General features: G+C 44.9%; 23 protein-coding genes. 10 read left to right on the top strand and 13 right to left on the bottom strand.

The window, feature by feature from the left end:
- Positions 1-188: 188 nt before the first annotated feature.
- The 3 genes from AC3EBE_RS04350 (at position 189) to tatC (ending at position 2,942) form a co-directional block, all read left to right on the top strand.
- Positions 189-1,937 (top strand): alkaline phosphatase D family protein, encoded by a 1,749-nt coding sequence (locus tag AC3EBE_RS04350; RefSeq protein WP_488593780.1) that lies wholly within the window; start codon positions 189-191, stop codon positions 1,935-1,937.
- 32 nt (positions 1,938-1,969) lie between these two features.
- Positions 1,970-2,161 (top strand): twin-arginine translocase TatA/TatE family subunit, encoded by a 192-nt coding sequence (locus tag AC3EBE_RS04345; protein ID WP_488593779.1) that lies wholly within the window; start codon positions 1,970-1,972, stop codon positions 2,159-2,161.
- A gap of 61 nt (positions 2,162-2,222) precedes the next feature.
- Positions 2,223-2,942 (top strand): twin-arginine translocase subunit TatC, encoded by a 720-nt coding sequence (gene tatC, locus AC3EBE_RS04340; RefSeq protein ID WP_488593778.1) that lies wholly within the window; start codon positions 2,223-2,225, stop codon positions 2,940-2,942.
- A 245-nt stretch (positions 2,943-3,187) separates the two neighbouring features.
- Here the strand turns inward: tatC and AC3EBE_RS04335 are convergent, their stop codons facing one another.
- From AC3EBE_RS04335 to AC3EBE_RS04315, 5 genes are all read right to left on the bottom strand, one after another.
- A complete protein-coding gene (locus tag AC3EBE_RS04335; RefSeq protein ID WP_488593777.1) occupies positions 3,188-3,829 on the bottom strand; it encodes a class F sortase in 642 nt (213 codons plus the stop codon).
- Positions 3,830-3,892: 63 nt separating this feature from the next.
- Complete coding sequence (locus AC3EBE_RS04330; protein WP_488593776.1) at positions 3,893-5,236, bottom strand: copper amine oxidase; 1,344 nt, start codon at positions 5,234-5,236, stop codon at positions 3,893-3,895.
- 132 nt (positions 5,237-5,368) lie between these two features.
- Positions 5,369-6,124, bottom strand: a complete 756-nt coding sequence (locus AC3EBE_RS04325; RefSeq protein ID WP_488593775.1) for an anti-sigma factor — start codon at positions 6,122-6,124, stop codon at positions 5,369-5,371.
- On the bottom strand, positions 6,111-6,683 hold the full coding sequence (locus AC3EBE_RS04320) for an RNA polymerase sigma factor (RefSeq protein ID WP_488593774.1): 573 nt from the start codon (positions 6,681-6,683) through the stop codon (positions 6,111-6,113). Before AC3EBE_RS04320 ends, AC3EBE_RS04325 begins: the two co-directional genes overlap by 14 nt.
- A gap of 325 nt (positions 6,684-7,008) precedes the next feature.
- Entirely contained in the window at positions 7,009-7,449 is a 441-nt protein-coding gene (locus AC3EBE_RS04315) for a YtoQ family protein (protein WP_488593773.1), read from the bottom strand.
- Between the two features lie 201 nt (positions 7,450-7,650).
- Between AC3EBE_RS04315 and AC3EBE_RS04310 the strand changes: the two genes are divergently transcribed.
- The 5 genes from AC3EBE_RS04310 to AC3EBE_RS04290 all read left to right on the top strand — a co-directional run bounded on the left by AC3EBE_RS04310 (position 7,651) and on the right by AC3EBE_RS04290 (position 10,845).
- Positions 7,651-8,745, top strand: coding sequence for a DUF4236 domain-containing protein (locus AC3EBE_RS04310; protein ID WP_488593772.1), 1,095 nt, complete (start codon positions 7,651-7,653; stop codon positions 8,743-8,745).
- 233 nt (positions 8,746-8,978) lie between these two features.
- On the top strand, positions 8,979-9,467 hold the full coding sequence (locus tag AC3EBE_RS04305) for a YHYH domain-containing protein (protein ID WP_488593771.1): 489 nt from the start codon (positions 8,979-8,981) through the stop codon (positions 9,465-9,467).
- On the top strand, positions 9,454-9,609 hold the full coding sequence (locus AC3EBE_RS04300; RefSeq protein WP_488593770.1) for a hypothetical protein: 156 nt from the start codon (positions 9,454-9,456) through the stop codon (positions 9,607-9,609). Before AC3EBE_RS04305 ends, AC3EBE_RS04300 begins: the two co-directional genes overlap by 14 nt.
- Positions 9,610-9,788: 179 nt before the next feature.
- Positions 9,789-10,205: a hypothetical protein gene (locus AC3EBE_RS04295; RefSeq protein ID WP_488593769.1), complete on the top strand. Its 417-nt coding sequence runs from the start codon at positions 9,789-9,791 to the stop codon at positions 10,203-10,205.
- A gap of 10 nt (positions 10,206-10,215) precedes the next feature.
- Positions 10,216-10,845: a hypothetical protein gene (locus AC3EBE_RS04290; RefSeq protein ID WP_488593768.1), complete on the top strand. Its 630-nt coding sequence runs from the start codon at positions 10,216-10,218 to the stop codon at positions 10,843-10,845.
- 115 nt (positions 10,846-10,960) lie between these two features.
- Here the strand turns inward: AC3EBE_RS04290 and AC3EBE_RS04285 are convergent, their stop codons facing one another.
- Positions 10,961-11,827 (bottom strand): STAS domain-containing protein, encoded by an 867-nt coding sequence (locus AC3EBE_RS04285; protein ID WP_488593767.1) that lies wholly within the window; start codon positions 11,825-11,827, stop codon positions 10,961-10,963.
- Positions 11,828-11,997: 170 nt separating this feature from the next.
- Here AC3EBE_RS04285 and AC3EBE_RS04280 point away from each other — a divergent pair, with 170 nt between their 5' ends.
- Positions 11,998-12,732 (top strand): sulfite exporter TauE/SafE family protein, encoded by a 735-nt coding sequence (locus tag AC3EBE_RS04280; RefSeq protein ID WP_488593766.1) that lies wholly within the window; start codon positions 11,998-12,000, stop codon positions 12,730-12,732.
- A gap of 745 nt (positions 12,733-13,477) precedes the next feature.
- Here AC3EBE_RS04280 and AC3EBE_RS04275 read toward each other — a convergent pair.
- From AC3EBE_RS04275 to AC3EBE_RS04250, 6 genes are all read right to left on the bottom strand, one after another.
- Positions 13,478-14,494, bottom strand: coding sequence for a DUF1835 domain-containing protein (locus AC3EBE_RS04275; RefSeq protein ID WP_488593765.1), 1,017 nt, complete (start codon positions 14,492-14,494; stop codon positions 13,478-13,480).
- 142 nt (positions 14,495-14,636) lie between these two features.
- Positions 14,637-15,005, bottom strand: coding sequence for a hypothetical protein (locus AC3EBE_RS04270; protein ID WP_488593764.1), 369 nt, complete (start codon positions 15,003-15,005; stop codon positions 14,637-14,639).
- A gap of 16 nt (positions 15,006-15,021) precedes the next feature.
- Positions 15,022-15,579 carry an LPXTG cell wall anchor domain-containing protein gene (locus AC3EBE_RS04265; protein ID WP_488593763.1) on the bottom strand — a complete coding sequence of 186 codons (558 nt, stop codon included), beginning with the start codon at positions 15,577-15,579 and terminating at the stop codon, positions 15,022-15,024.
- A gap of 224 nt (positions 15,580-15,803) precedes the next feature.
- A complete protein-coding gene (locus tag AC3EBE_RS04260) occupies positions 15,804-16,799 on the bottom strand; it encodes a glycosyltransferase (RefSeq protein ID WP_488593762.1) in 996 nt (331 codons plus the stop codon).
- The gene (locus tag AC3EBE_RS04255; protein ID WP_488593761.1) at positions 16,796-17,764 is read right to left on the bottom strand and encodes a phosphotransferase family protein; all 969 of its coding nucleotides are present in this window, start codon (positions 17,762-17,764) and stop codon (positions 16,796-16,798) included. Before AC3EBE_RS04255 ends, AC3EBE_RS04260 begins: the two co-directional genes overlap by 4 nt.
- A 197-nt stretch (positions 17,765-17,961) precedes the next feature.
- Complete coding sequence (locus AC3EBE_RS04250) at positions 17,962-18,741, bottom strand: hypothetical protein (RefSeq protein ID WP_488593760.1); 780 nt, start codon at positions 18,739-18,741, stop codon at positions 17,962-17,964.
- Between the two features lie 262 nt (positions 18,742-19,003).
- Here AC3EBE_RS04250 and AC3EBE_RS04245 point away from each other — a divergent pair, with 262 nt between their 5' ends.
- Complete coding sequence (locus AC3EBE_RS04245; protein WP_488593759.1) at positions 19,004-19,729, top strand: YwaF family protein; 726 nt, start codon at positions 19,004-19,006, stop codon at positions 19,727-19,729.
- 225 nt (positions 19,730-19,954) lie between these two features.
- Here AC3EBE_RS04245 and AC3EBE_RS04240 read toward each other — a convergent pair whose 3' ends face one another.
- Positions 19,955-20,779, bottom strand: a complete 825-nt coding sequence (locus AC3EBE_RS04240) for a hypothetical protein (protein ID WP_488593758.1) — start codon at positions 20,777-20,779, stop codon at positions 19,955-19,957.
- Between the last annotated feature and the right edge of the window lie 67 nt (positions 20,780-20,846).

Raw genomic sequence — 20,846 nt, 5'->3', positions numbered from 1 at the left:
TTATCGGTCTTGTTTCCCTCTTTCACTTCGGGCTTGCAAGTTGTTTTGGTAAATTGTCCTGTTAAAAATTCACTATACGGCATACCGGCTTTATTTCCGTGATTTACATTTATTTACACGGGCTTAAAACAGGGATTTTATAATCTAGTTGTTTGATAAATTCTTTTCGAAGAGGGGAAGGTTTTACGATGACTGAGAGACCGTTTGATGAATTGGTCAGCAGCTGGAGTGAGGAGAGCTTGAAAAAGAACATGGATCGACGCAGCTTTTTGCAAGGAGCTGGAAAGATTGCGGGGCTTTCACTGGGATTTGTGATCGCGCAATCATTGGCGGGAGGATTCGAAGTGAATGCGGCGCCAATGTTCAGTGACTATCCGTTTAAGCTTGGTGTGGCTTCCGGAGAGCCTTTGCATGATGGAGTCGTGCTTTGGACAAGACTTGCACCTGACCCGATAAATGGAGGGGGAATGCCTCAGCAGACGGTACCGGTGAAATGGGAAATAGCAGCCGATGAGAATTTCCGCAGGATCATCAAGCGCGGTACAGAACTCGCTACACCAGGATTGGCGCATTCTGTCCATGCCGAAGTAACAGGACTGCAGCCGAATACGGTTTATTTTTACCGTTTTAAAAGCGGGGATGAGTTCAGTCCTGTTGGTAAAACAAAAACGCTTCCAGCACCTGGAGCAAGTGTGGCGGCAATGAGTTTTGCTTTTGCATCTTGCCAGCAGTATGAACACGGCTATTATACAGCTTACCAGCATATGGCCAGGGAAAACCTTGATCTGGTCTTCCACCTTGGAGATTACATTTATGAATATGGTCCAAATGAATACATATCACCGACTGGAAATGTGCGGGCACATAGCGGCCCGGAAATCGTGACGCTTGACGATTATCGCAACAGACATGCACAGTATCGTTCCGATGAGCATTTGAAAGCGGCTCATGCTGCTTTTCCATGGGTCGTGACCTGGGATGATCATGAGGTCGAAAACAATTATGCCAACAACATCCCCGAAAAGGGTCAGTCTGTTGAAGAGTTTATCAAGCGCCGGGCGGCCGCCTATCAAGCATATTATGAACATATGCCGCTGCGCATCTCTTCCATGCCTCATGGTGATGGAATGAAGCTTTACCGTGACTTTTCCTATGGCAACCTGGCCAATTTTTATGTATTGGATACACGTCAATACCGGGATGACCAGGCGAATGGCGATGGAACAAAGGCTCATTCGGAAGAATCATTGGATCCGAATCGTACGGTACTTGGCGACGAACAGGAAAAATGGCTTCTGGATAAGCTCGGCAAATCTAAATCACAATGGAATGTCCTGGCACAGCAGATTTTCTTTGCGCAGCGAAAATTTGGGACAAGCACGGCACCTAAATACAGCATGGATTCCTGGGATGGCTACCCGGCGGCCCGGGACCGGATTATCGATTTTGCAGCGGGCAGCAGTATCAACAATCTTGTCGTCCTGACAGGTGATGTGCATGCAAGCTGGGCGTCGAATCTGATGGAGGATTTCAATGACCTGAATTCGAAGATCCTGGGAGCGGAATTTGTTGGCACCTCGATCACATCTGGAGGCGATGGTTCTGACATACGTGCTGATACGGCAGCTACGCTTGAAAGGAATCCTAATATCAAGTTTTTTAACAACTACCGCGGCTATGTGCGCTGCCATGTGACTGCTGATAAATGGCAGGCAGATTATCGTGTGATTCCATTTGTAACTGCTCCGGGTGCGGATATTTCAACAAGAGCTTCTTTCGTGCTTGAGAAGGATGAGCAGGGAATTAAAGAAGTTTCCTCGACCATCGTACCAAATGGTATTCATATTTCGAGTGAAACAGAGGACGACCGCCACAAGGCACACGGACGGGCTCACCAGAAGCAGCTTGAAAAAAAGAAGCAAAAAATCACTAACTAATTCATTTAGGTGAGGAAAAGGAGGTTCACTTTATGCTCCAAAACATCGGGATTCCCGGGTTGATTCTAGTTCTGGTCATTGCCCTGATCATTTTTGGGCCATCGAAGCTTCCAGAAATCGGGCGGGCTTTCGGCTCCACAATCAAAGAGTTCAAAAAGTCGACGAGGGAACTGGTAGAGGAAGCGGAATTGGAAACAGATAAGAAAAAGGAAAAAACGATGTAGATGAATTCTGAGGATGCAAGCCATCAATAGCTTGCATCTTCTTTATAAAGGAGAGGTTTGAATGAAAAGTCATGATATGGACCTTGTCGGCCATTTATCCGAGCTGAGGACGAGACTGGTTATCATCATGGTCACTTTTTTGATGCTATTTATCCTGTCTTTTATTTATGTAGAAGAAATTTATGCCTGGCTGGTCAGGGACCTACCAGTTAAGCTGGCAATACTGGGGCCGAGTGATATTTTATGGGTCTATTTTATGCTGGCGGGGGTGATTGCCATAGCAGGCGTCATACCCATCGGTGCCCATCAAATTTGGTGCTTTGTAAAACCAGCCTTAAAAGCGGACGAACGCAAAGTGACACTTGCCTATATCCCAGCATTATTTGTCCTGTTTATTCTTGGATTATCATTTGGCTATTTTGTGATTTTTCCCATTGTGTTCAAGTTTTTGCTGACCTTATCAGAAGATATGATGATGACCTTTTTTACGACAGAGAAATATTTCAGTTTTCTTATACACATGACCCTGCCCTTCGGATTCCTGTTCGAACTCCCTGTAGTCATCATGTTCCTCACCAGCCTTGGAGTTTTGAACCCATACCGATTGCAGCGGATCAGGAAATACGCATACTTCGTTTTGGTGCTAACAGCCGTACTGATCACGCCGCCCGATTTTCTATCCGATATCCTGGTTATCATCCCGTTGTTGCTTTTATATGAGTTTAGCGTGTTCCTCTCCAGAACAGTTTACCGAAAAAAGTTCAGCAGTCAGACAGCGTAGAAGCACGGGGACGCTTCTCCCGCTTCCATTTGTGAAGCACGGGGACGCTTCTTCTGCTTCCATTTGTGAAGTATGGGGACGTATCTTCTGCTTCCAATCTCTACAGTAAATAGGAAGCACGGGGATGTATCTTCTGCTTCCAATCTCTACAGTAAATAGAAAAAATAGAAATCTCCCAATGCTAGGCACCTCTTATGATGGAAAAAGAAGCACTGGGTACGTCTCCGTGCTTCCGTCCCCGTGCTTCAACCTTCTTCTATTAATCTTGAATAAATCACCGTTCGCTCTGCTCGTTCTGTTGTTTCAGGGTCAAATTCTCCGCTGCAGGTGATCAGGTTTAGGGTGCTGGCGTAGGAGAAGCCGAAGATGTCTTCGATTGGTGCGTCGAGTCGCGGGAATGTTTTTTTGTCGTACACTTCAAATTTTAGGGTTCCGCCGTCCTGGTCCTTTACGATGATTTGGTCTCCTTTTTTTAATTTATCAAGATCATAAAAAACGGCTGGGCTGGTGAGGTCGTCTACATGGCCGGCTATGACGGCGTTGCCTGGAGCTCCTGGCAGGGTTCCTGGTTTGTACCAGCCGACATTGTCAGGATCCTTCGGAACATCCATCCGGCCATCCTTCAGGGTACCTACATGCTCAATCTCGGTCTTGACCTTGATGGCCGGAATTTCAATGGTGGCAGGAACCAGGCCTGCGCGCTGATCTTTGATAATCTCAATCTTTGAATCTGTAGTGGTAGCGGATGGAGGGAGGTCTTGTTGCTTGTTCTCACTCGCAACAGGAGGCTCTTTTTGCTTAGTCGTTTCCGCACCTGACTGTGTGGAGCAAGCTGACAGCGTCATAAAAAGAAGGACCGTCAGAAGCAGAGTATAAATTTTTTTCAACTCAATCACCTCATATAAAAGAATAGAAGAGAGAAGGGAATGAGCCTTCTCTCAATCTATGTCTTATTTTTTCTCAGCCAGACGGCGCATTGTTACGAAGCCTGTCGCAATTAATGCGAGCAGGATGGAAACGATAACCCCTTCAAGTGGCAAGCCTTGATTCGCAGTGCCGCCCAGGCCGGTTTTTGGCATTTCGGTTGGCATTTCGGCTGCGAACTTGTCAGGGAATTGATCGACGATGGCCCCTGACAGACCTTTTGACGTTTCAAACATATGTCCATAAGCTTCCCGAACGGCAGGGTAGGTGCTACCATAGTCCCCAGCTGTATAGGTATCGAATGCTGTGATTAGCTGGTCCACATGCATTTGCAGTCCTTCTGCCAAAGCATCGGCTGGCAGCCTGCCATCTGTTGCTGTTTCAAGGAACTTCGCGAAGGACTCTTTGTACTGGGAAAGGGCAGTCAAAGCTGCTTTTTTGCCTTCTTCATCGTTTGCACCAGTTGCTTTTACATAATCGACAAAGTGCCCAATATGGGTTGCCCACATCTGTTTGAACTGCTCGCCTGCTTCGTCACCGTACACAGAAGCAATTGCTGCGCTCAAGTCTTCGGTATTGGCGGAAAGGGCAGCGGCGGACGCTTCAAAATCCTTTGAGCCATCAATCCCATTTTGCATGGCAGTTACAGCGAGGCCGGCATGCTCTGACAGCAGGTAATTCAGGTCAGAACGCAAATCTGCTGCTGGAGTTACGGCTTTATGGTTTTCAAATTTATCAGGGAATTGCATCACGATCGCGTTTGAAAGCCCCTTGCTCACCATGTACATATGGTGGATCGCTTCACGCTCGTATGTGTATGCTTTTTCATAATCGCCTTCAACATAGGCATTGAACGCTCCGACCAGCTGATCGACATGCATTTGCAAGCCTTCAGCAAGCGCATCTGCTTCCAGGCGCTTCTCTGTTGCAGTGGAGAGGAAGTTGGAGAAGTCTTGCTTATATTGGGCTAATTCATCAAGTGCTGCTTTCTTTGCTGCTTCGTCCTTGCTTGCGGTCCCTTTTACATAATCCACAAAGAATCCAATGTGTGCGGACCACATATCCTTGAATTTCATTCCTGCTTCCTCGCCATAAACTGAGGCTATCGCTGCACTTAAATCTTCCGTATTTCCTTGAAGGGCGGCGGCGGATTGTTCAAAATCCTTCGAGCCATCGACCCCTTTTCTCATTGTTTCAACTGCTAAATAAACATGTTCGCTAAGGAGCTGATCGAGAGAGGCTCTTAAATCTACTGCAGAATCAGATGCTGTAGGTGTTCCGTGGTCATGGGCTGATGCTGAATTCGCTGCAACAGGTAATAGAAGGGATAAACTGAGTGGTACGGCAATCGCTGCTTTTTTTAAATTCATGATAAAATCTCTCCTTCGTTTTGGTTTTCACTATGCTAACGGGAGAAATTTTGAAATGGATCACTATTGGATTAATTTTTTTGAAAAAAATAAAAAAGAGCCTGAACTTGGAAGCTCAGACTCTGAATATTGCTATAGTTGTGAAGCCAACACGATATTCCCTTTTGGCTGTTTGCTATCCGGAGTTGGTTCAAGCGTGACCGCGATCGTCGTCCAGTTATGGTCACCATTGTCCTTAATTGAATAAGAGACAGCCCCTTTGCCTTCGGAGTTGGTCCGGAATGTCCCTGCTCTGTGTTTTTCACCAGCCTCGTCAATTAGCCAAACCTGGTAGGCTTCATTGCCAGTCAGCGGCTTAAGGTTGCTGGCCTGAACAACAAGTGCCATTCCTTTTTCCTTCTTGATCATGGCCGCTTCGGCAGTTCCTTCATATCCTTCTGAGACGGCCAATTGGACTTGCTTCACGATTTGATCCGTTCCCTCACGCGGAGCCTGGCTTATGTCCTGCTCCTCTTTATTGAGGTAAAGGTAGGCGTTTCCCGCTAAGGATAGAAGGAGTGATGCTGCAAGGAGAGGCTGCAGCCATCTCGAGTTCGGGCGGTTTACCACTTTACTCTGTGCAGGTTCTTCTTCGGTTTTTTCCAGCATTGGCGGGGCGGGTTCATCCTCTTCAAATACTTCAGCAAGAATCCTGTCCTTCATTCCTTCATTTGGTTCAATCATTTCGGCTGAAAAAGGAAGGTCAGCAGTCAACAGATTTAATTCCTCCAGCTCTTCCCGGCATTCCGGACAAGTGGCAAGATGTGCTTCGAACTGGGCATTTTCTTCATCAGTTAAAGTATGATTAAAATAATCGAGTAAATTTTCACATGGCTTAGATTCTGTCATAGCTATGCTCCCTCCCTTCCTTGTTCCGGCCTATTGTTTTTTGAAGGTGCTTAAGTGCGAGTCGTATTCGTCCTTTTACAGTCCCAAGCGGGATCTGGAATGTGTCTGCAATTTTTTGCTGAGACAGTCCTTTGAAGTAAAAAAGCTCAACGATTTGCTGCTGTTCCTCAGCCAGCTCGCTGATCGCAGCTCTTATTTCTTCTCGTTTTTCCTTCCATTCGGTTGCTTCTTCAACAGAAGGGCCCGATGTTTTTAGATTATCACGGTCGTCAAGCTCCACGTGATTCTCATCTTTTTTCCTCAGACAATCTATAGCGGTATAACGGGTCACCGTCAGGATCCAGGAAGAGAACTTTCCTTTTGTTTGATCATACATCCCCGGTTTTGTCCAAAGCTTGAGAAAAACGTCCTGTACAATTTCCTCTGACAGATCACGCCTGCCAGTGAGCCTGTATGAGAACGAAAATAGCAATTTTTCATAACGCTCATATAAGAGTTCAAGTGCGCGCTTATCTTTTTCCTGCAAACGCGCATAAAGCTCGATATCAAGTTCGCTCATCCGCTTCTCCTTTTCTAAGCATATTATTCAACCTAACCTATTTATAACATAATGAGATAGGGAAGCTAATAAGCTAACGCTCTGCGAATGCTTTAAGATCATTATAGTTTAAAATTTTCGCGTTGGGGAGGTGGAGGAGGGGGGAATAGAAGCACGGGGACACTTCTCCGAAGCACGGGGACGTATCCACTGCTTCCGGAAGCATGGGGACGTATCTCCCGCTTCCATCTTGTTGAAGCATGGGGACGTACCCAATGCTTCCGTTCTTCCATTTTATGAAAAGAAAAAGAAGCAAAGGGACGTACCCATTGCTTCTGCTGATGATTTATTCAAAAATGTAATTTACAACATCCAAAGCCTGATCCACTGTCTCTACTGTTACATTCGCCTTGTTGGACAGTTCCTTCAGCGGGTGAATCAGGGATTCCGGCCTGATTATAATGGTTGGCTTGTTCATGGCGATTGACATGCTGGCGTCCATTGCAGTGTTCCATTGTTTGTACTTCTCACCGAAGAGGGCGATGACGATATCGGATTTTTGCATCAAGACCTGTGTCCTGAAGTTATTTACGTCGGATGCAGCATCATCCGTATACAGTTTGCCTGGCTGCTGTCCGAGGATTTCCTCACCGATCTGGTCGGAGCGGTCATGGTTGGTTTGAGGTCCGACAAAGTTGAGGGGCAGGCCTCTTTCCCTCGCTTTTTCCGCCAGCTCCTCTCTCCAATTATCGTGAATCTGTCCTGCTAAATAAACGGTTAATTCCATCGTAAAACCCTCCTGTTGATCAAATATAATTCCATCATATAGAACTTGACTGGGAATTCAAAGGAAGAAGCACGGGGACGTTTCTTGTGCTTCTGTTCATCGATAAAAAAGAAGCAGAGGGTACGTCCCTGTGCTTCCAACTTGGCCTATGGTATTCTAAAAACAACTAAGATGACTAAGAAACCGGAGGAGCTGTTCTTTATGGGTTTGCGTTTTCGGAAGAGTTTTAAGGTTGCGCCTGGTGTGAGGGTGAATGTTGGGAAGAGTGGGGTCGGCATGAGTGTTGGCGGGAAGGGACTCCGTTATTCGGTCCATAGCAGCGGCCGGCGGACTTCCACGGTCGGGATTCCTGGCACGGGGCTTTCCTATTCGTCTACGTCAGGTTCACGTTCTTATAAATCAGCAGCTTATCAAAAAAGAAATGAGCTGGTGCGCCGGGAGAAGGAGCAGCAGAAGCTTCAGGAACTGGAATATGCCCGCCTGCAGGTTGAGCTTCACGAGAATCGTCTGGAAAGGATGCGTTCGATTCACCATGAAAGTGATGCCCCGGTTGATTGGCATGAAGTATATCACCGGGAGCCGCCTTTTCCTGAGGGGCACGAGGGGCCGAATGAATTGAGGGCAAAAATAGCGCTAGATACGTATGAGCCGGGCTTTGTCGATCGCCTTTTTAAAAAAGGGGAAGCAAAGGTACAAAAGCTCGAGGCAGAATTGCAAGAGGCGAAGCAAAAAGATGTGGCCTTTATGGAAGAGTGGAAGTACATGCATACGATGGCAAAGAGGGTTTTGGTGAGGGATATTGATGCCTACTTCGCGGTCATTGATGAGTTTGGCCCGCTTGATGACTTGCTTGAATTCGGGAGCGGATTCGAGTTTGGGACGGACAACCCTTACCTGATTCATGTTTCCTTTGATGTGAATGCACAGCAGGCCATCCCTGAAAAAACGCTCTCCTTAACGAAGACTCGTAAGCTATCGGAGAAGAACATGTCCAAAACGGCCTACTATGATTTATACCAGGACTATGTCTGCGGCTGCGCGCTGAGAATCGCGCGCGATATGATTGCGCTTTTACCCGTGGACTATGTGTTTGTCCATGCCTATGAGGATCAATTGAATTCAGCTACCGGGCACCAGGGAAAAGTGGCAATCCTTTCAGTGAAATACGATAAAGCCACTCTGGACAAGCTGAATTTTGCCAGTCTTGATCCATCAGACGCACTGGCTAACTTCGAGCATCATATGAACTTTAAGAAGACTAAGGGGTTTGAAGAGGTTAGCGAGATTTTGAGCTAAGTGAATAGAGTGTTGAAAAGAACCAAGTCCATATTTAAGGGCTTGGTTCTTTTATGTGGGTTTCATTCTGGATGAAAAAAGAAGCAAAGGGTACGTCCTCGTTATACCGTAATTTCCCAAAATTTTTTCGTTGTAATCGTATTGTAAGGTTGTTGTAACTAACGTAAAATTATTCCGGAAAATAACATTTGCACCTGGAAAATGGAACTAATGTTATTAAAAGGAGGAGAAGAATGTATAAACGAATTGCCATTTTAACATTATTATTTACGTTCATTTTTGGAACTGCTTCTTTTGCGCACTCGGGCAGGACGGATTCCAGCGGCGGGCATAATTGCAGTCAGAAGTCTCAATCAAAAGGGCTATGCTCAGGTTACCATTATCACAATGGTGGAGGAACGTCGTCAGGAGGGTCTTCATCTACTCAATCAGCGCCAGCGGCGACGAGGAATGATAAGGATTGCTCTGACTTTGCATCATACGATGAAGTCGTTACATATTGGAATTCAAAAGGATATTCAGCTACATACGACCCGGAAAACCTGGATGGCTGGGGCAATGGGAAAGTCGATGACGGCATCCCATGTGAAGCGCCAAGTGGATACGATAAAACAAAGATCAACAATAGCCCGGAGCAAATCCAATACGACAAGGACCAGCAGGATAGCAAAGCTGGCGAGCAGCAGGGATATAACCAGGGTCAGAAGGATGGATATATCTGAGCAGCTGGCAATAGCGCGGGTGCACGAGGGAGTGACGCCTTCCAAAGCGGTTATGCGACTGGCTACAACAAAGGATATGCAGAAGGAAAGACGAAGCTTGATGCTGAAAAAGGGAAAGCCAGTGATGCTGGATATGCTTTAGGAAAAAAGCAGAATCAGATTGCCATCCCGCAGTCATACGCCGGGCATACGATTTTAAAGGCTACATTTGAAGAAGGCTTTAAAAAGGGAGTAACTGAACGCCAGGAAGCAAAGAAAAAAGAATTCTATGCTCTAGGACTTGGAGATGGGAAAAAGGATGTCCAGGATACTCCTAAAAACGTGGAGCAATTGTACATCACTGCCTATCAAGAAGGATATGAAGCAGGGCAGAAGGAATTAAAAGAAACGTATAGGGAGCAGGGTTACGAGGCTGCTTTTACGATGTTGGAATATAAAAAGCCAGCTTTGGATAATGAAAAGTTCATAGATTGGTATAAAGAAGGCTTTGAGTCTAATGAGGAAGTAGAAAAGATCAGTAAGGAAGCTCTTGCACTAGGGCAGGAGGGAGCAGACCTTTCTATTCCGAAAGATTATAAAAAAGGCGAGACAATCTTCAAGTTTTACTATGAGCAAGGCTTCAAGGAATACGAAGAAGAACAGCGCGAGACCAGACAAACAACAGCTGGCGGATTGGGAGCAGCTGCACTTGCTTGGTTAGGTAGAAGATTTTATGTCGCAAAGAAAATGATTAGTTAAGGAGGCAGTTATGGGCATTTACCGGACAGTGAGCCGAAAAGTGGAGGACGTTTTCGTGAAAATGTTAGCAGGCAGCCAGAATCCCGAGATTGTTAGAGAAAAGGTTGCTAAATACAGAACTGAAGCGGACCAGAAGCTTGAGGCCAAGAAGGCAGAAAAGGAAAAGAAACGAACTGAGCTGGAACGGCAGCGGAAAGTAAAAGAAGAGCAGGAAAGAAAAGAAGTGGAGGCCTTGATTTCCAGGGTAATGGAGAATGGCACTTCACAATATGAATTCAATGCAATAAAGAACAATAAGGAATTCTTTGTCGGCTTGGTGGAAAGAGTATACGAAATAGATGAAAAAGCAACAGCATTTATTTTCTGTGAATGTGATAAACCGAGCAAAAAAGAAATCCAAGGATATTTAATTTCTACCAACAAGAGAGTGTTATTTCTATCCAAAGACCTTGCTTACATGGATAAATTCAGGTATCAGATTGTCAACAATTTAAGCTGGTTTAAAGATGGCGTTCTTGAAAAAGGAATGCACATTCACTACGGGAACCGAAAGATTGAGTTCGACGAAATGTTCGACCAGGAACAAATGAAAAAAGTCGGGAACCAGATTTTGAAGAGAGCAGCTGGAAGAGTAGTTTAAAAGAGGAAAACACCTGGGTTCCACGAGTGAATCCAGGTGTTTTTATTCTTATATTTCACTAGGGTCTGCAGGGTAACGATGGATGAAAGAAGAAGCACAGGGTACGTCCCTGTGCTTAGCTTTTCCTGTGGATATCTGATATTAGAATGTTATTGGCTTTTAAGGCTTGTTTTAGGTTTGCCTGGGTGGGAACTTTGTTAAAGTTGATCCCTAATTGCACGGCTGTTTGTGCTATTTCTGGGCGGATTCCGCTAATATGCACAGTCACTCCAATTAGTTTCAAGATGTCTATGATTTGGAATAGCTGGTTGGCTACCATGGTATCTATAATGGAAACCCCTGATAAATCAATGAACAGATGGGTCAAACGGTATTCTTTGCTTTGCATTAGAACAGATTCTGTTATGTATTTCGCACGTTGAGTATCAATTTCTCCCACAAGCGGCAATACCCCTATGGAATCAGAAAGCGGGATGATCGGTGCGCTCAATTCATTGATCAATTCACTTTGAACAGAAAGCCTGCCATTGTAGTAGGTAAAATATTGTTCAGCGAACGTTTCAATTATTGTATCGAATGTGGAATGGATCAGAGAACTCCATTGAAAAATTTCTGAATCGGAGATTTCCCCTTTATTCTCCATGACAAACTGGCCAATATGTTCCCAAAAGATGCCTCTAAACACCTTGAACTGGTGAATCACTTCATGAATGGGAGTCCTTGTTTCCACCCGGTCCAATGCAACGGTTTGCGCCCATTTCTTAATCTCTTGATTTACTGCTTCATCATCTGCAACGAGGACTTTGGCTACTGTTTTTATAAAAAGGGCATTTTGCTCCCTTAACCGGGCTTCAGCTTGATGATTATCACAGGAGTAAACACTTGAGGGTCTGTTTGCTCTCTTACTTAACCATTTATTAGTGAGGATTGATGGATCTTCAGTGATAAAATCATAGAGTTTATTATTATTTGATGAATTCATTTTTCCACCTCGGCCCTAATGCTTTATTAAGTTAAATATAAAGAATGGAAGATTTAAAATCAATTTTTAGCTCAGCGCTTTGATAACTTTTTCTTATCCTTTTTAATTAGAAACATTAAATATTCTTATGGTGTGGCCGGGAATATAATATTGTTAGGAGGTGTTAAATAGTGGAATATATCTTTCTTTTTTTCATTGGAGTTTGTGCGACGGCAATTGGGACACTTGTAGGAGGCGGGGGCTTGATTAATCTCCCGGCGATGCTTGTCCTGGGAGTCCCGGTTCATTCGGCGATCGCTGCGAATAAGGTTTCGAATACGTTCAGTTCCCTCTCGAGTTTTTACCATTTATATAAAGAAAAGAAAATAACTCTAAAAGAATCGTTCTGGATTATTCCTGTCAGTATGATTGGCGGGGTGAGCGGCGGCTTCATCGCGTCAAATATTTCAGGTGAAAACATGTACATTGTTGCGCTCTGCCTGCTTGTGTTTGCATTTTTTGCGTCTTTTCTTGGCAAGGGGAATTTCTCAGGGGATGGAGCTTTGAAGGTTTCCGGGAAAGGTGTCACAGGTTTATACGCAATCGGGATTTATGATGGACTTTTTGGGCCAGGGCAGGGGACATTGATGTTTTACTTATTTGGCTACCTGAACATCGCTTACATACGAGCGGTCGGATATGTCCGGCTCGCCACGTTTTCAAGCTGTTTGGGAGCCGCCATTACCTATATCTCCACCGGTGCCGTCATTTGGCCAGTAACCATCGCCTTAATGCTGGGTTCCCTAACAGGAGCACAAATCGGCGTTCGGATAGCCGGAAAGCTGAAGCCAAACTATGTAAAACCAATCTTACGAATCACCACCGTCGCCATCATCGTACAAATCTTCTTCGAAAATGTTCTGTAGAAACACGGGGACGTTTCTGCTGCTTCCATTCTAGCTGTTAGAGAAGCAGGGGGACGTATCTACTGCTTCCATTCTAGCGATGAAAGAGAAGCACAGGGTACGTCCCCATGCTTCAAAAGTGACGCTTCCAAAACTCCATCAAATTCCTTTTTTAGCAAGAAAAGCAATTGAACAGGTTATTAATCTCTATATTGATTGATTAAGAGCAGTATATGGTAGTACAAGAGTGAAAAAAAGCCACATATTAAAAGGTTTGAAAAATCTAAATCACCATACATTATGAAGAGATAGAGCTCCCATCCTAAAATGCCAGAAAGAAAATATAGGATACAATGGAAAAAGTACGTTAAGACTGTTGGTTTCTTACTATGACTGGGAATGGTATCTACAATTATCGAATAAACCACAGCACCCGCAAAGGCTACAGGCATCACCAAGCCGAAAAAGGAGAATATACTCGTAATAACGGTGGGTAGTATTGCTTTAATTAATCGGTTTATCATCAGAATTCTGCTCCAATCAACAAGTAGTCTCTGTCTGCTAGCTCTCAAACTATTAAATTCTATCATTCAAAAGTGTAATTTTGAAATAATAGCTGAAGAATTTTCGATTCCATCCATAAAATTAATTTCCTTTCCTAAGGGCCACTAACACTGAAGAAGCACGGGGACGGATCTACTGCTTCTAATGAACCGTGAAAAAAGAAGCACAGGGTACGTCCCCGTGCTTCACTTGTCCCTGTACTTCACTTCAGCTTAACGCTGTAGGATCTCATGGTTTTTGGAATTCCTTTGATCTCGAAAACTCCTTTGTATATTAAGGTTCTTAGTCTATCTTCTAAAAAGGTGTCGCCTACGTGTTGATCGATATGTCCGTAGACTTCGCCGATGATCCGGGCTGATTTGATAAAATCCTTTGATGGTTGTTTTCTATGTAGTCTTTCTGCTGAGGTGATGATGAGCTCGTCGAAGTAGTCCTCGTTCATCGGTGTAATGGCGCCGTCTTTCCAAATACGCAGGACTTCTTTTGTTTCTGCCAGGCTCAGCCATTCATCCTCCAGTTCTCGCCGTGCCTCTAAACTCAATGGTGTAGAAGATTTCTCCTTGTAGATTTGCACAAGCTCCTCTGGATGGGGCCCGCCGGTATGGGAGTACAAATATTGGTACTCATCAGTGTTGAATAAATCCTGGTAAGCGGTTGTCGTATTGATCAAGTACATCTCATTTGGTTTTTCCTTTAACAAATTCACAAGGTATCGTATTCCTGTTTGTTCATCGGCGTTTTCGGCCGTCCAGATGACAATGGGAGTATGGGCAGGAATAGCCCCGATTTCTTTCAGGGTGCTTGAAACTCTGTGTTCATATTCTTCCTCGATAAAATCATCCGGGAAATTCAGGTGGTCCCTTAACCACTCATAACGGCGCTTGCGTCCCTCTTCTGTATGCAGGTTTTCAATCGGCCCAACAGCAAAGAAGTCTGGAAACCCAATTGCTTTATGCTCACGTCCAAAGGTAAATCGCAAGGAACCGGCCGCTGATTCCCCGCATACGAGATGGACGGTTTTATAAGGCCGTTCAACCATTTTAGCGCCTTCGAGGAGAGACTCCATTTCCTTGTACCAGGATGCTATGTGCTCAATCTTTTGCTCAGGATTTCCAGCGGAATCCCCAACCTGCTTTAAATTGATCATCGTCTGCAACAATATACTTTTAGCTTCATTCTCTGATAATTGCTTGATGGAGTGTCGAAGTTCTTTAATCACTGGAGTTTATCTCCTTTTCCGATTTTTTTAGAAGCACGGGGACGTTTCTCCTGCTTCCATTTCAGCAGGGAAAAAAGAAGCAAAGAGTATGTCCCTGCGCTCCCATGCCAAAAATAAGAAGCAAAGGGTACGTCCCCGTGCTTCAAGCTATGCTCAACGCCTGCAGGAGGATGATGAATGAAAAGATGATGAATTGAGGCACTGTCGCTGTGATTAAATCGCGGTGTTTTAGCAGAGCTACGACCAAGACGGCGATCATATTTAATGAAACGATGCCTAAAGGGATATATACAGCGATCCCGATTAGTTCAATGATGTCCAAGTAAACCATGATTTCCATCAGCCCTACAGCAAAAAGAATGAGGCCTCCTTGCAAAGACATCGAACGGAAGGAGCCTATCAAAATGCTGTCTGCCTTTAATTTCTTTAAAATATTGGTCTGCATTTTTTCCCCGTAAATGACATGGACGACGCTCATGAAAATAAGTATGATCCCGACTATAAGTTTCATTTCTAAACACCCCAGGTTATTCGGATTTTTTATTTTTCCTGATTAGGAAAAATACGAGTCCGCCAATGGCTGTAGCTATAACTATAGCTGCCCATATATATAATTTACTGCCGGTTTGTGTTTCGCTCAGGTCCACTTCTTGTGTTGGAGGCGTTCCCGCACCTAGAACCTTCAAATCCTCACTCAGTGAACCCAGGTACCCGGTTCGGTCGCAAATGCAGGTGATGAGAGCTTTTTCACCATACATATCCGATTCGTTCGCATAAACCAGATATTCCTCGCCGATGTGAAATGCAAATCCGCAGTCCCCGCCGCCCTGGCCGGTGGTAATAATGACTTGCGATTCCTCGATGCCCTTCCATGTATTTGTTACCTCAAAGCGGACCGATTTCGATATGTAGCCTTTCACCTTTTTATCTTTAATTTCAATGACCTTCCCGCTAAAAACAACCTTTGACCGCTTCAGTTCAGTCTCTGCAGATGGTACGCCCGCACAAGAACAGGCACTAGTAACTGAAGGGAAGGCACCCAATACGAATAAGATGGATAAGAAAAATGGCACGAACTTCTTCACTTCATCACCTCTTTTTAGATACATATTCAAGTAAAGGCAATTAAACTCCTTCTTTAAGGAAGCACGGGGACGTATCTCCTGCTTCCATTCAATGAAGCACGGGGACGTATCTCCTGCTTCCAATTATGCAGTGAAAAGGAAGCACAGGGTACGTCCCCATGCTTCCGCCAAGGGATGAAAAAGAAGCACAGGGTACGTCCCCGTGCTTCGCGACCGGTGCTTCCCTAGATCCACTCGCTAAAGAACTTTCTGTAGCCTTCTTTCATGATGCTGCCTGAAAAGGATTGGAATGCGTATTCGCGGTTGGATTGTGATGTTTTTGATGGGTTGGCGGCTGCCATGTTGACGAGCTCGAACCAGTTTTTTTCGTTGCCGGCGAAGGAGTGCTGGGCGCTGATGTGGTCGTAGCATGGGTGCTCTGGTTTTACGACCATTTTTCCCATGGCGAGTGCTTCTGTCAGCGGCATGGCGAAGGTATCGAACTTTGATGATGACCAGTAAACCTTGGCGGAGTTCATCAATTCGAAGATTTCATCCTGGGTTAAGGCGAATTGCAGTTTTACGTTATCCGGAATGTTATATTTCTTCATGCTCTCGCGGTACCGCTCGCCGCCAAACACCATGTACACATCCTTGTCTGGATTTCTCCTCGCGTATTCGATTGGCAAATCTGGTCTCCTGTTTTCCTCGTCGCGGCCGATCCAGAGGATGCGATTGTCGATGACCTGACTCGGGTCATAATATTTCCGCGCCAGCTCCTCATTGAAACCGATTGGAATCACGCTAATATCATCCACCCCGAAGTTGCGGGCCATTTCTCTTTTTAAAAATTCCGTCTGAACGATAGCCTTGTCAACAATCTGATAGAAGGGCTTCATCATCTCATAGCCGGTCAAAGCCGGGTCCGGGAAACTGTGAGGGAAGAGGACGCTCTTTTCCAGGAACATTTTCAGGTATGTAAAACCGGAAACAGTGTAGATAACATGATCGATTTTTTGCGAATGGAGCTGGTCGAGGACGATGTCATAGTTTACGAGATCGCCTTTTTCATGCTCATATCCCTGGATCCAGTCGTAGCCGCTGACATGGCGTTCGGGCGAAATAAAGACGATTTCTACACCAAGCTCCTTTCCAATAGCCCTCAGGCGTTCAGCAAAAATTCGCGGACCTTGCGCCTCGCTGAACTGGATTTTTCTCATTACGAGTCCTACTTTTGTCATTTCGTAACCACCTTATTTAATATGGACGAGGCCTGAAGCTCGCCGCTGCATTGTTTGAAGCTGGAGACGGTCTCGGTTAGCTGCTGTGTCAGCTGTTCTCTCGACCATTTTGCTTCCTTCCGCTCCAAATCCGCCTCGATCAGTAAAAGCATCCAAAGCGAGAAAGCAGATGAAAATAAATAATAACCTTGTTTGAATATATGCCTGAGGGTTGGATTGATGTAGTGGCCGGATTCATTCATATATAATTCAAGGGCTGCATTGCGAAGGTTTTTGCTTATTTTTTTCGGAAAAATTGGATGAGAGATATCGAGCAGATGATATAAGTCCCAATAAGGAGAATTCAAATGGGCATGCTCCCAGTCAATGATGACGAGTCGTTCACCTGAATAACCGAAGTTTCCTGAATGCAAATCTCCGTGGGACAGTACGCCTTGGTGTTCAAAAGAGGTATTATCCAGTTTTAAAAGCAACGATTCTATAAAACTTGCAGAAATCTGATGCTTGCTGGCCAGAATTTTAACTTCGTCCTTGCGCTGCCTAAGGTGCTCAACTACTTCTTCAATGAAAGGCTTCGGACCTTTTTGCGGGAACTCATGAAAAATGTCTCCCGGAATCCTGTGCCAATCCGCCATCAGCTTTGTCACGCCCAAAACGGATTCTTCAGAGAACCGGTGGTCAATCCTGCCCAGGTCCTCAAAAATGATCCAATGACTGTCGAGGTTAATCGAATAAGCTTTTAATCTCGGATAAACAGGAGGCAGCTGCTTCAGGACATGATTGTGAACCCATAATTCCTTCCCGATTTGATCGTCGTGGGTCAAGGGCTTGAAAATGTAGCTTTGCGCAGGATTAATGTAAAATCGCTCCACAAATCGACCATTCATCCCCTGGTAAACCGGCTCGATTTTATAAACCTTCCGATCATCAAGCCTGCCATCGGGCAGGACAAAAGATTGAATCATCCCATCATCCCCCTTCGCGTTTTTGGTTCTATTTTACCACATAGAGAAGGTGGAAATGAGCGAATCCCGAATAAAAAAATGTGAAGCAAAGGGGAGCGGGGGGACGTACCTTGTGCTTCCATCCAGGGGAGAAGCATGGGGACGTATCTTGTGCTTCCATCCATGTCAGAAAGAAGCAGTGGGTACGTCCCCATGCTTCATTGTCCATATTTGCGGAAGTATTGTTCGATGTCTTCTGGTTTTTCGATCCAGTATTTTTGGTCTTCTGGGTCGCTGTTCCTTGCGTAGCGGTACATGAGCTGTGTTATGCCGAATACTTTATAGTCCTCATATTCGGAGATATGATACAGCAAATTGAAGGTTTGTTCCGCTTCTTTGATGGCGGGTTGTTCTACGAAGGCGATATCAAGAAAGTATTTATTATCGACCTCATTCTCAAAACGATAAAAGAGATCATACAGACCCTGGGAATAGTCGGCTAAATTCAGCTCTCCGGTTACAGGGATGACGATTTCGACGTCAACGGCTGTTTCCTCGAACTTAGCTAGGTATTCCCTGGCGCTTAAATCCTTGGTAGTCGGGGTCCAGTCATATTTATCGTAAATATCCGGCCTCACCGTTACCCTATATAAACTCCCTTTAGGCAAAGACGCTTGAAACGTGTCATTGAACTCCTGTCTCAGCTCTTCTCCCCATCGTGCTTCCAGATAATCCTCCCAGACAATCTCAGTAGGACTTCCGCTTGCTTTAAAAACAATCGCTGGATTCTCCTTAACCAGAAATATCTTTTCTTTTGTCGGGCGTAGGGTATTCATCGTCTTAGTGAAAAGATCCTGACTTAATTCTGTATTTTCAACAGCTTCGAACTCTACTCCATATTTCTTTTCTAACTCGTTAACATACTGGCGATCAGAACAGCCCGAAAGCATGAGGGCTGCAGCCGCCAGGAGAATGATTGGAAATAGCCTTTTAGACATAAGCGATATCACCTCTAACATATTTTGGCAGATTGGTTGTTTTACATTTTAGCATAGGTCAACTTAAGGATGTTTAAGTTTTGCCACGGTAAAATTGAGCGTTGAGTTCTACACAAAGACGAGTAACTGGAAAAATTATATACAGTATAGCGATTCAGCCCAAAAATAAGCATAAGACCCGTCCCTCTGCGTCTAAATCATTATCAAATGCATAGTATTATAGGTAACAGCATTTCACTATACAGCAAGGGGTGATGACATAATGTTTTCTGTAAACGGAATGCAGGGCTTTGAATTGTTTTCGGCTATGCACCTGATTACGCTTGGGATTTTCTTTGCGATCTGTCTCGTAATGGTGCTTTTTCGGAAAAAGCTCAAACGCCACCAACAGGTGCTGAAATGGACGATATTCTGGACTTTGCCTGCGTGTGAGATTTCCGCGCATTTATGGCTTATACTCACCGGCCAATGGGATGTCGGTGATCTTCCTTTGCATCTGTGTTCGATGAGCTCGTTTTTAGCGATGTATGTATTCTTGAGGAAAAGTATTAAGGGTTTTTATGTTCTTTATTTTACTGGTTCACTTCCCGCGATTTTAGCCATGGTTACGCCTGAAATGTCCTACGTTTTTCCTCATTTCCACTTTATTGAATACTTCCTTCACCATTCAGCCATTCCTTTAGTTGTCTTGTATTTTATCCTTTTCGAGCGATTCCGAGTCCCCCGCAAAGCCATCCTGTTCAGTTATCTCGTCGTAAACATCGTCGCGGTGCCAATCTTCTTCCTAAATATCATCCTTGATACAAACTTCTTCTACCTGGCCAGCCCAACAGAATCCAAAACTATCCTAAGTTTCTTTGGCAGCGGGATTATGTATTACATCAACCTCCAGCTCGCAGCCCTGCTCGTCTTCTGCATCACCTACATCCCAATGTGGCAGCTACTCAAACGAGAAGCCCGGGAACAAGAAGCACGGGGACGTATCTAGTGCGTCTGTTTTGAACATGAGGTTGCGCAGGGAGCTGGGGCTTCTGTTGGAATCTGGAATCTGGAAGCGCAGGGTACGTCCCTGTGCTTCTACCATATATTCAGGGAATGGAAGCAAAGGGTACGTCCCCGCGCTTCCGCCTAGCTTGAAATGGAAGCAAAAGGTACGTCCCCGCGCTTCCGCCTAGCTTGAGATGGAAGCAAAAGGTACGTCCCCGTGCTTCACTCAAAATCCCATTTCGAGTAGCTCAGCGAAGTAGTGTTCTTGGTATTTTTTATTTAGGATGCCGGTGTAGTAGGCGATTGGGTTTTTAATGGGCCTGCTGGTTGTTTTCATTTTCCGGACGAGCTGTTTGAAGGAGTCGAGTGATATGGATAGCATGGTTTCTTGTTCGTGCTCGTAGTTGTTGCGGTAGGCGGAAATCTGACTCATTCTCCAGTATTCTTCGATTGCTTTTGCCTTTGGGAAGAAATATTTCACCAGCGAAGTGAAGGCTGCGGGCACGCGGTCGCTGACGAATTGGTGGTCTTCTGGCTCCGGTTGTCCTTTAGGTGCAGGTTCTTCAACTGGTTCATTTCCAACAGGCGCTGTTTCACGTTTTTTATTTTTTATAATGTTAGTTTCAGAAGGAATGATAGTTTTACTAGGCTGGCTCAATTTTTCCTCGGTAAGCAGTTCATTAACAGGAAAGCGATTGAAGACATAGAGATTGCTGGATTGTGAGCCGTTTTTGCGTTCAGTTTCGTAGACTGTGAGAATGCCAATTTTGGTTGCTTTGATGATCATTCTTTTAAAAGTGGAGCGGGAGATCATCCCGAGTTCTCCGTATTCCTCGTAGATTGCCTTCAGCACGGTTCCGATTCTTGCATTCGCTACGCCTGGAACCTTCGCCGCAAAACGCGTCAGCCTCTTCAGCCCGATGAGCTCACCCTTGGTAAAATAATGTTTCTTATCCGCCATCCACATTTCAAAATGATTGTTGAATTCTTTTAGGTCGCTAAATTGTGAGTACTTTTCAAAGTTATCGATTTTGCCATTTTTAATTGACATATAAATGCACCACCCTTTCACCGTCTATATACAAAAAGGGAGGGGGGAAAGGACATGGTGGGGCAGG

This window comes from Mesobacillus sp., from assembly GCF_057785455.1.
Note: the sequence above shows the minus strand (reverse complement) of the source record. Positions and strands in the feature narration are given on the sequence as shown.

Bases quoted from the DNA above. Each gene is read 5' to 3' on its own strand.
- AC3EBE_RS04345 (WP_488593779.1), top strand. From the start codon at position 1,970: ATGCTCCAAAACATCGGGATTCCCGGGTTGATTCTAGTTCTGGTCATT.
- AC3EBE_RS04290 (WP_488593768.1), top strand. From the start codon at position 10,216: ATGGGCATTTACCGGACAGTGAGCCGAAAAGTGGAGGACGTTTTCGTG.
- AC3EBE_RS04270 (WP_488593764.1), bottom strand. From the start codon at position 15,005: ATGAAACTTATAGTCGGGATCATACTTATTTTCATGAGCGTCGTCCAT.
- AC3EBE_RS04285 (WP_488593767.1), bottom strand. From the start codon at position 11,827: ATGAATTCATCAAATAATAATAAACTCTATGATTTTATCACTGAAGAT.
- AC3EBE_RS04250 (WP_488593760.1), bottom strand. From the start codon at position 18,741: ATGTCTAAAAGGCTATTTCCAATCATTCTCCTGGCGGCTGCAGCCCTC.
- AC3EBE_RS04240 (WP_488593758.1), bottom strand. From the start codon at position 20,779: ATGTCAATTAAAAATGGCAAAATCGATAACTTTGAAAAGTACTCACAA.
- AC3EBE_RS04350 (WP_488593780.1), top strand. From the start codon at position 189: ATGACTGAGAGACCGTTTGATGAATTGGTCAGCAGCTGGAGTGAGGAG.
- AC3EBE_RS04255 (WP_488593761.1), bottom strand. From the start codon at position 17,764: ATGATTCAATCTTTTGTCCTGCCCGATGGCAGGCTTGATGATCGGAAG.
- AC3EBE_RS04305 (WP_488593771.1), top strand. From the start codon at position 8,979: ATGTATAAACGAATTGCCATTTTAACATTATTATTTACGTTCATTTTT.
- AC3EBE_RS04330 (WP_488593776.1), bottom strand. From the start codon at position 5,236: ATGAATTTAAAAAAAGCAGCGATTGCCGTACCACTCAGTTTATCCCTT.
- AC3EBE_RS04260 (WP_488593762.1), bottom strand. From the start codon at position 16,799: ATGACAAAAGTAGGACTCGTAATGAGAAAAATCCAGTTCAGCGAGGCG.
- AC3EBE_RS04300 (WP_488593770.1), top strand. From the start codon at position 9,454: ATGGATATATCTGAGCAGCTGGCAATAGCGCGGGTGCACGAGGGAGTG.
- AC3EBE_RS04245 (WP_488593759.1), top strand. From the start codon at position 19,004: ATGTTTTCTGTAAACGGAATGCAGGGCTTTGAATTGTTTTCGGCTATG.
- AC3EBE_RS04310 (WP_488593772.1), top strand. From the start codon at position 7,651: ATGGGTTTGCGTTTTCGGAAGAGTTTTAAGGTTGCGCCTGGTGTGAGG.
- AC3EBE_RS04325 (WP_488593775.1), bottom strand. From the start codon at position 6,124: ATGACAGAATCTAAGCCATGTGAAAATTTACTCGATTATTTTAATCAT.
- AC3EBE_RS04320 (WP_488593774.1), bottom strand. From the start codon at position 6,683: ATGAGCGAACTTGATATCGAGCTTTATGCGCGTTTGCAGGAAAAAGAT.
- tatC (WP_488593778.1), top strand. From the start codon at position 2,223: ATGAAAAGTCATGATATGGACCTTGTCGGCCATTTATCCGAGCTGAGG.
- AC3EBE_RS04315 (WP_488593773.1), bottom strand. From the start codon at position 7,449: ATGGAATTAACCGTTTATTTAGCAGGACAGATTCACGATAATTGGAGA.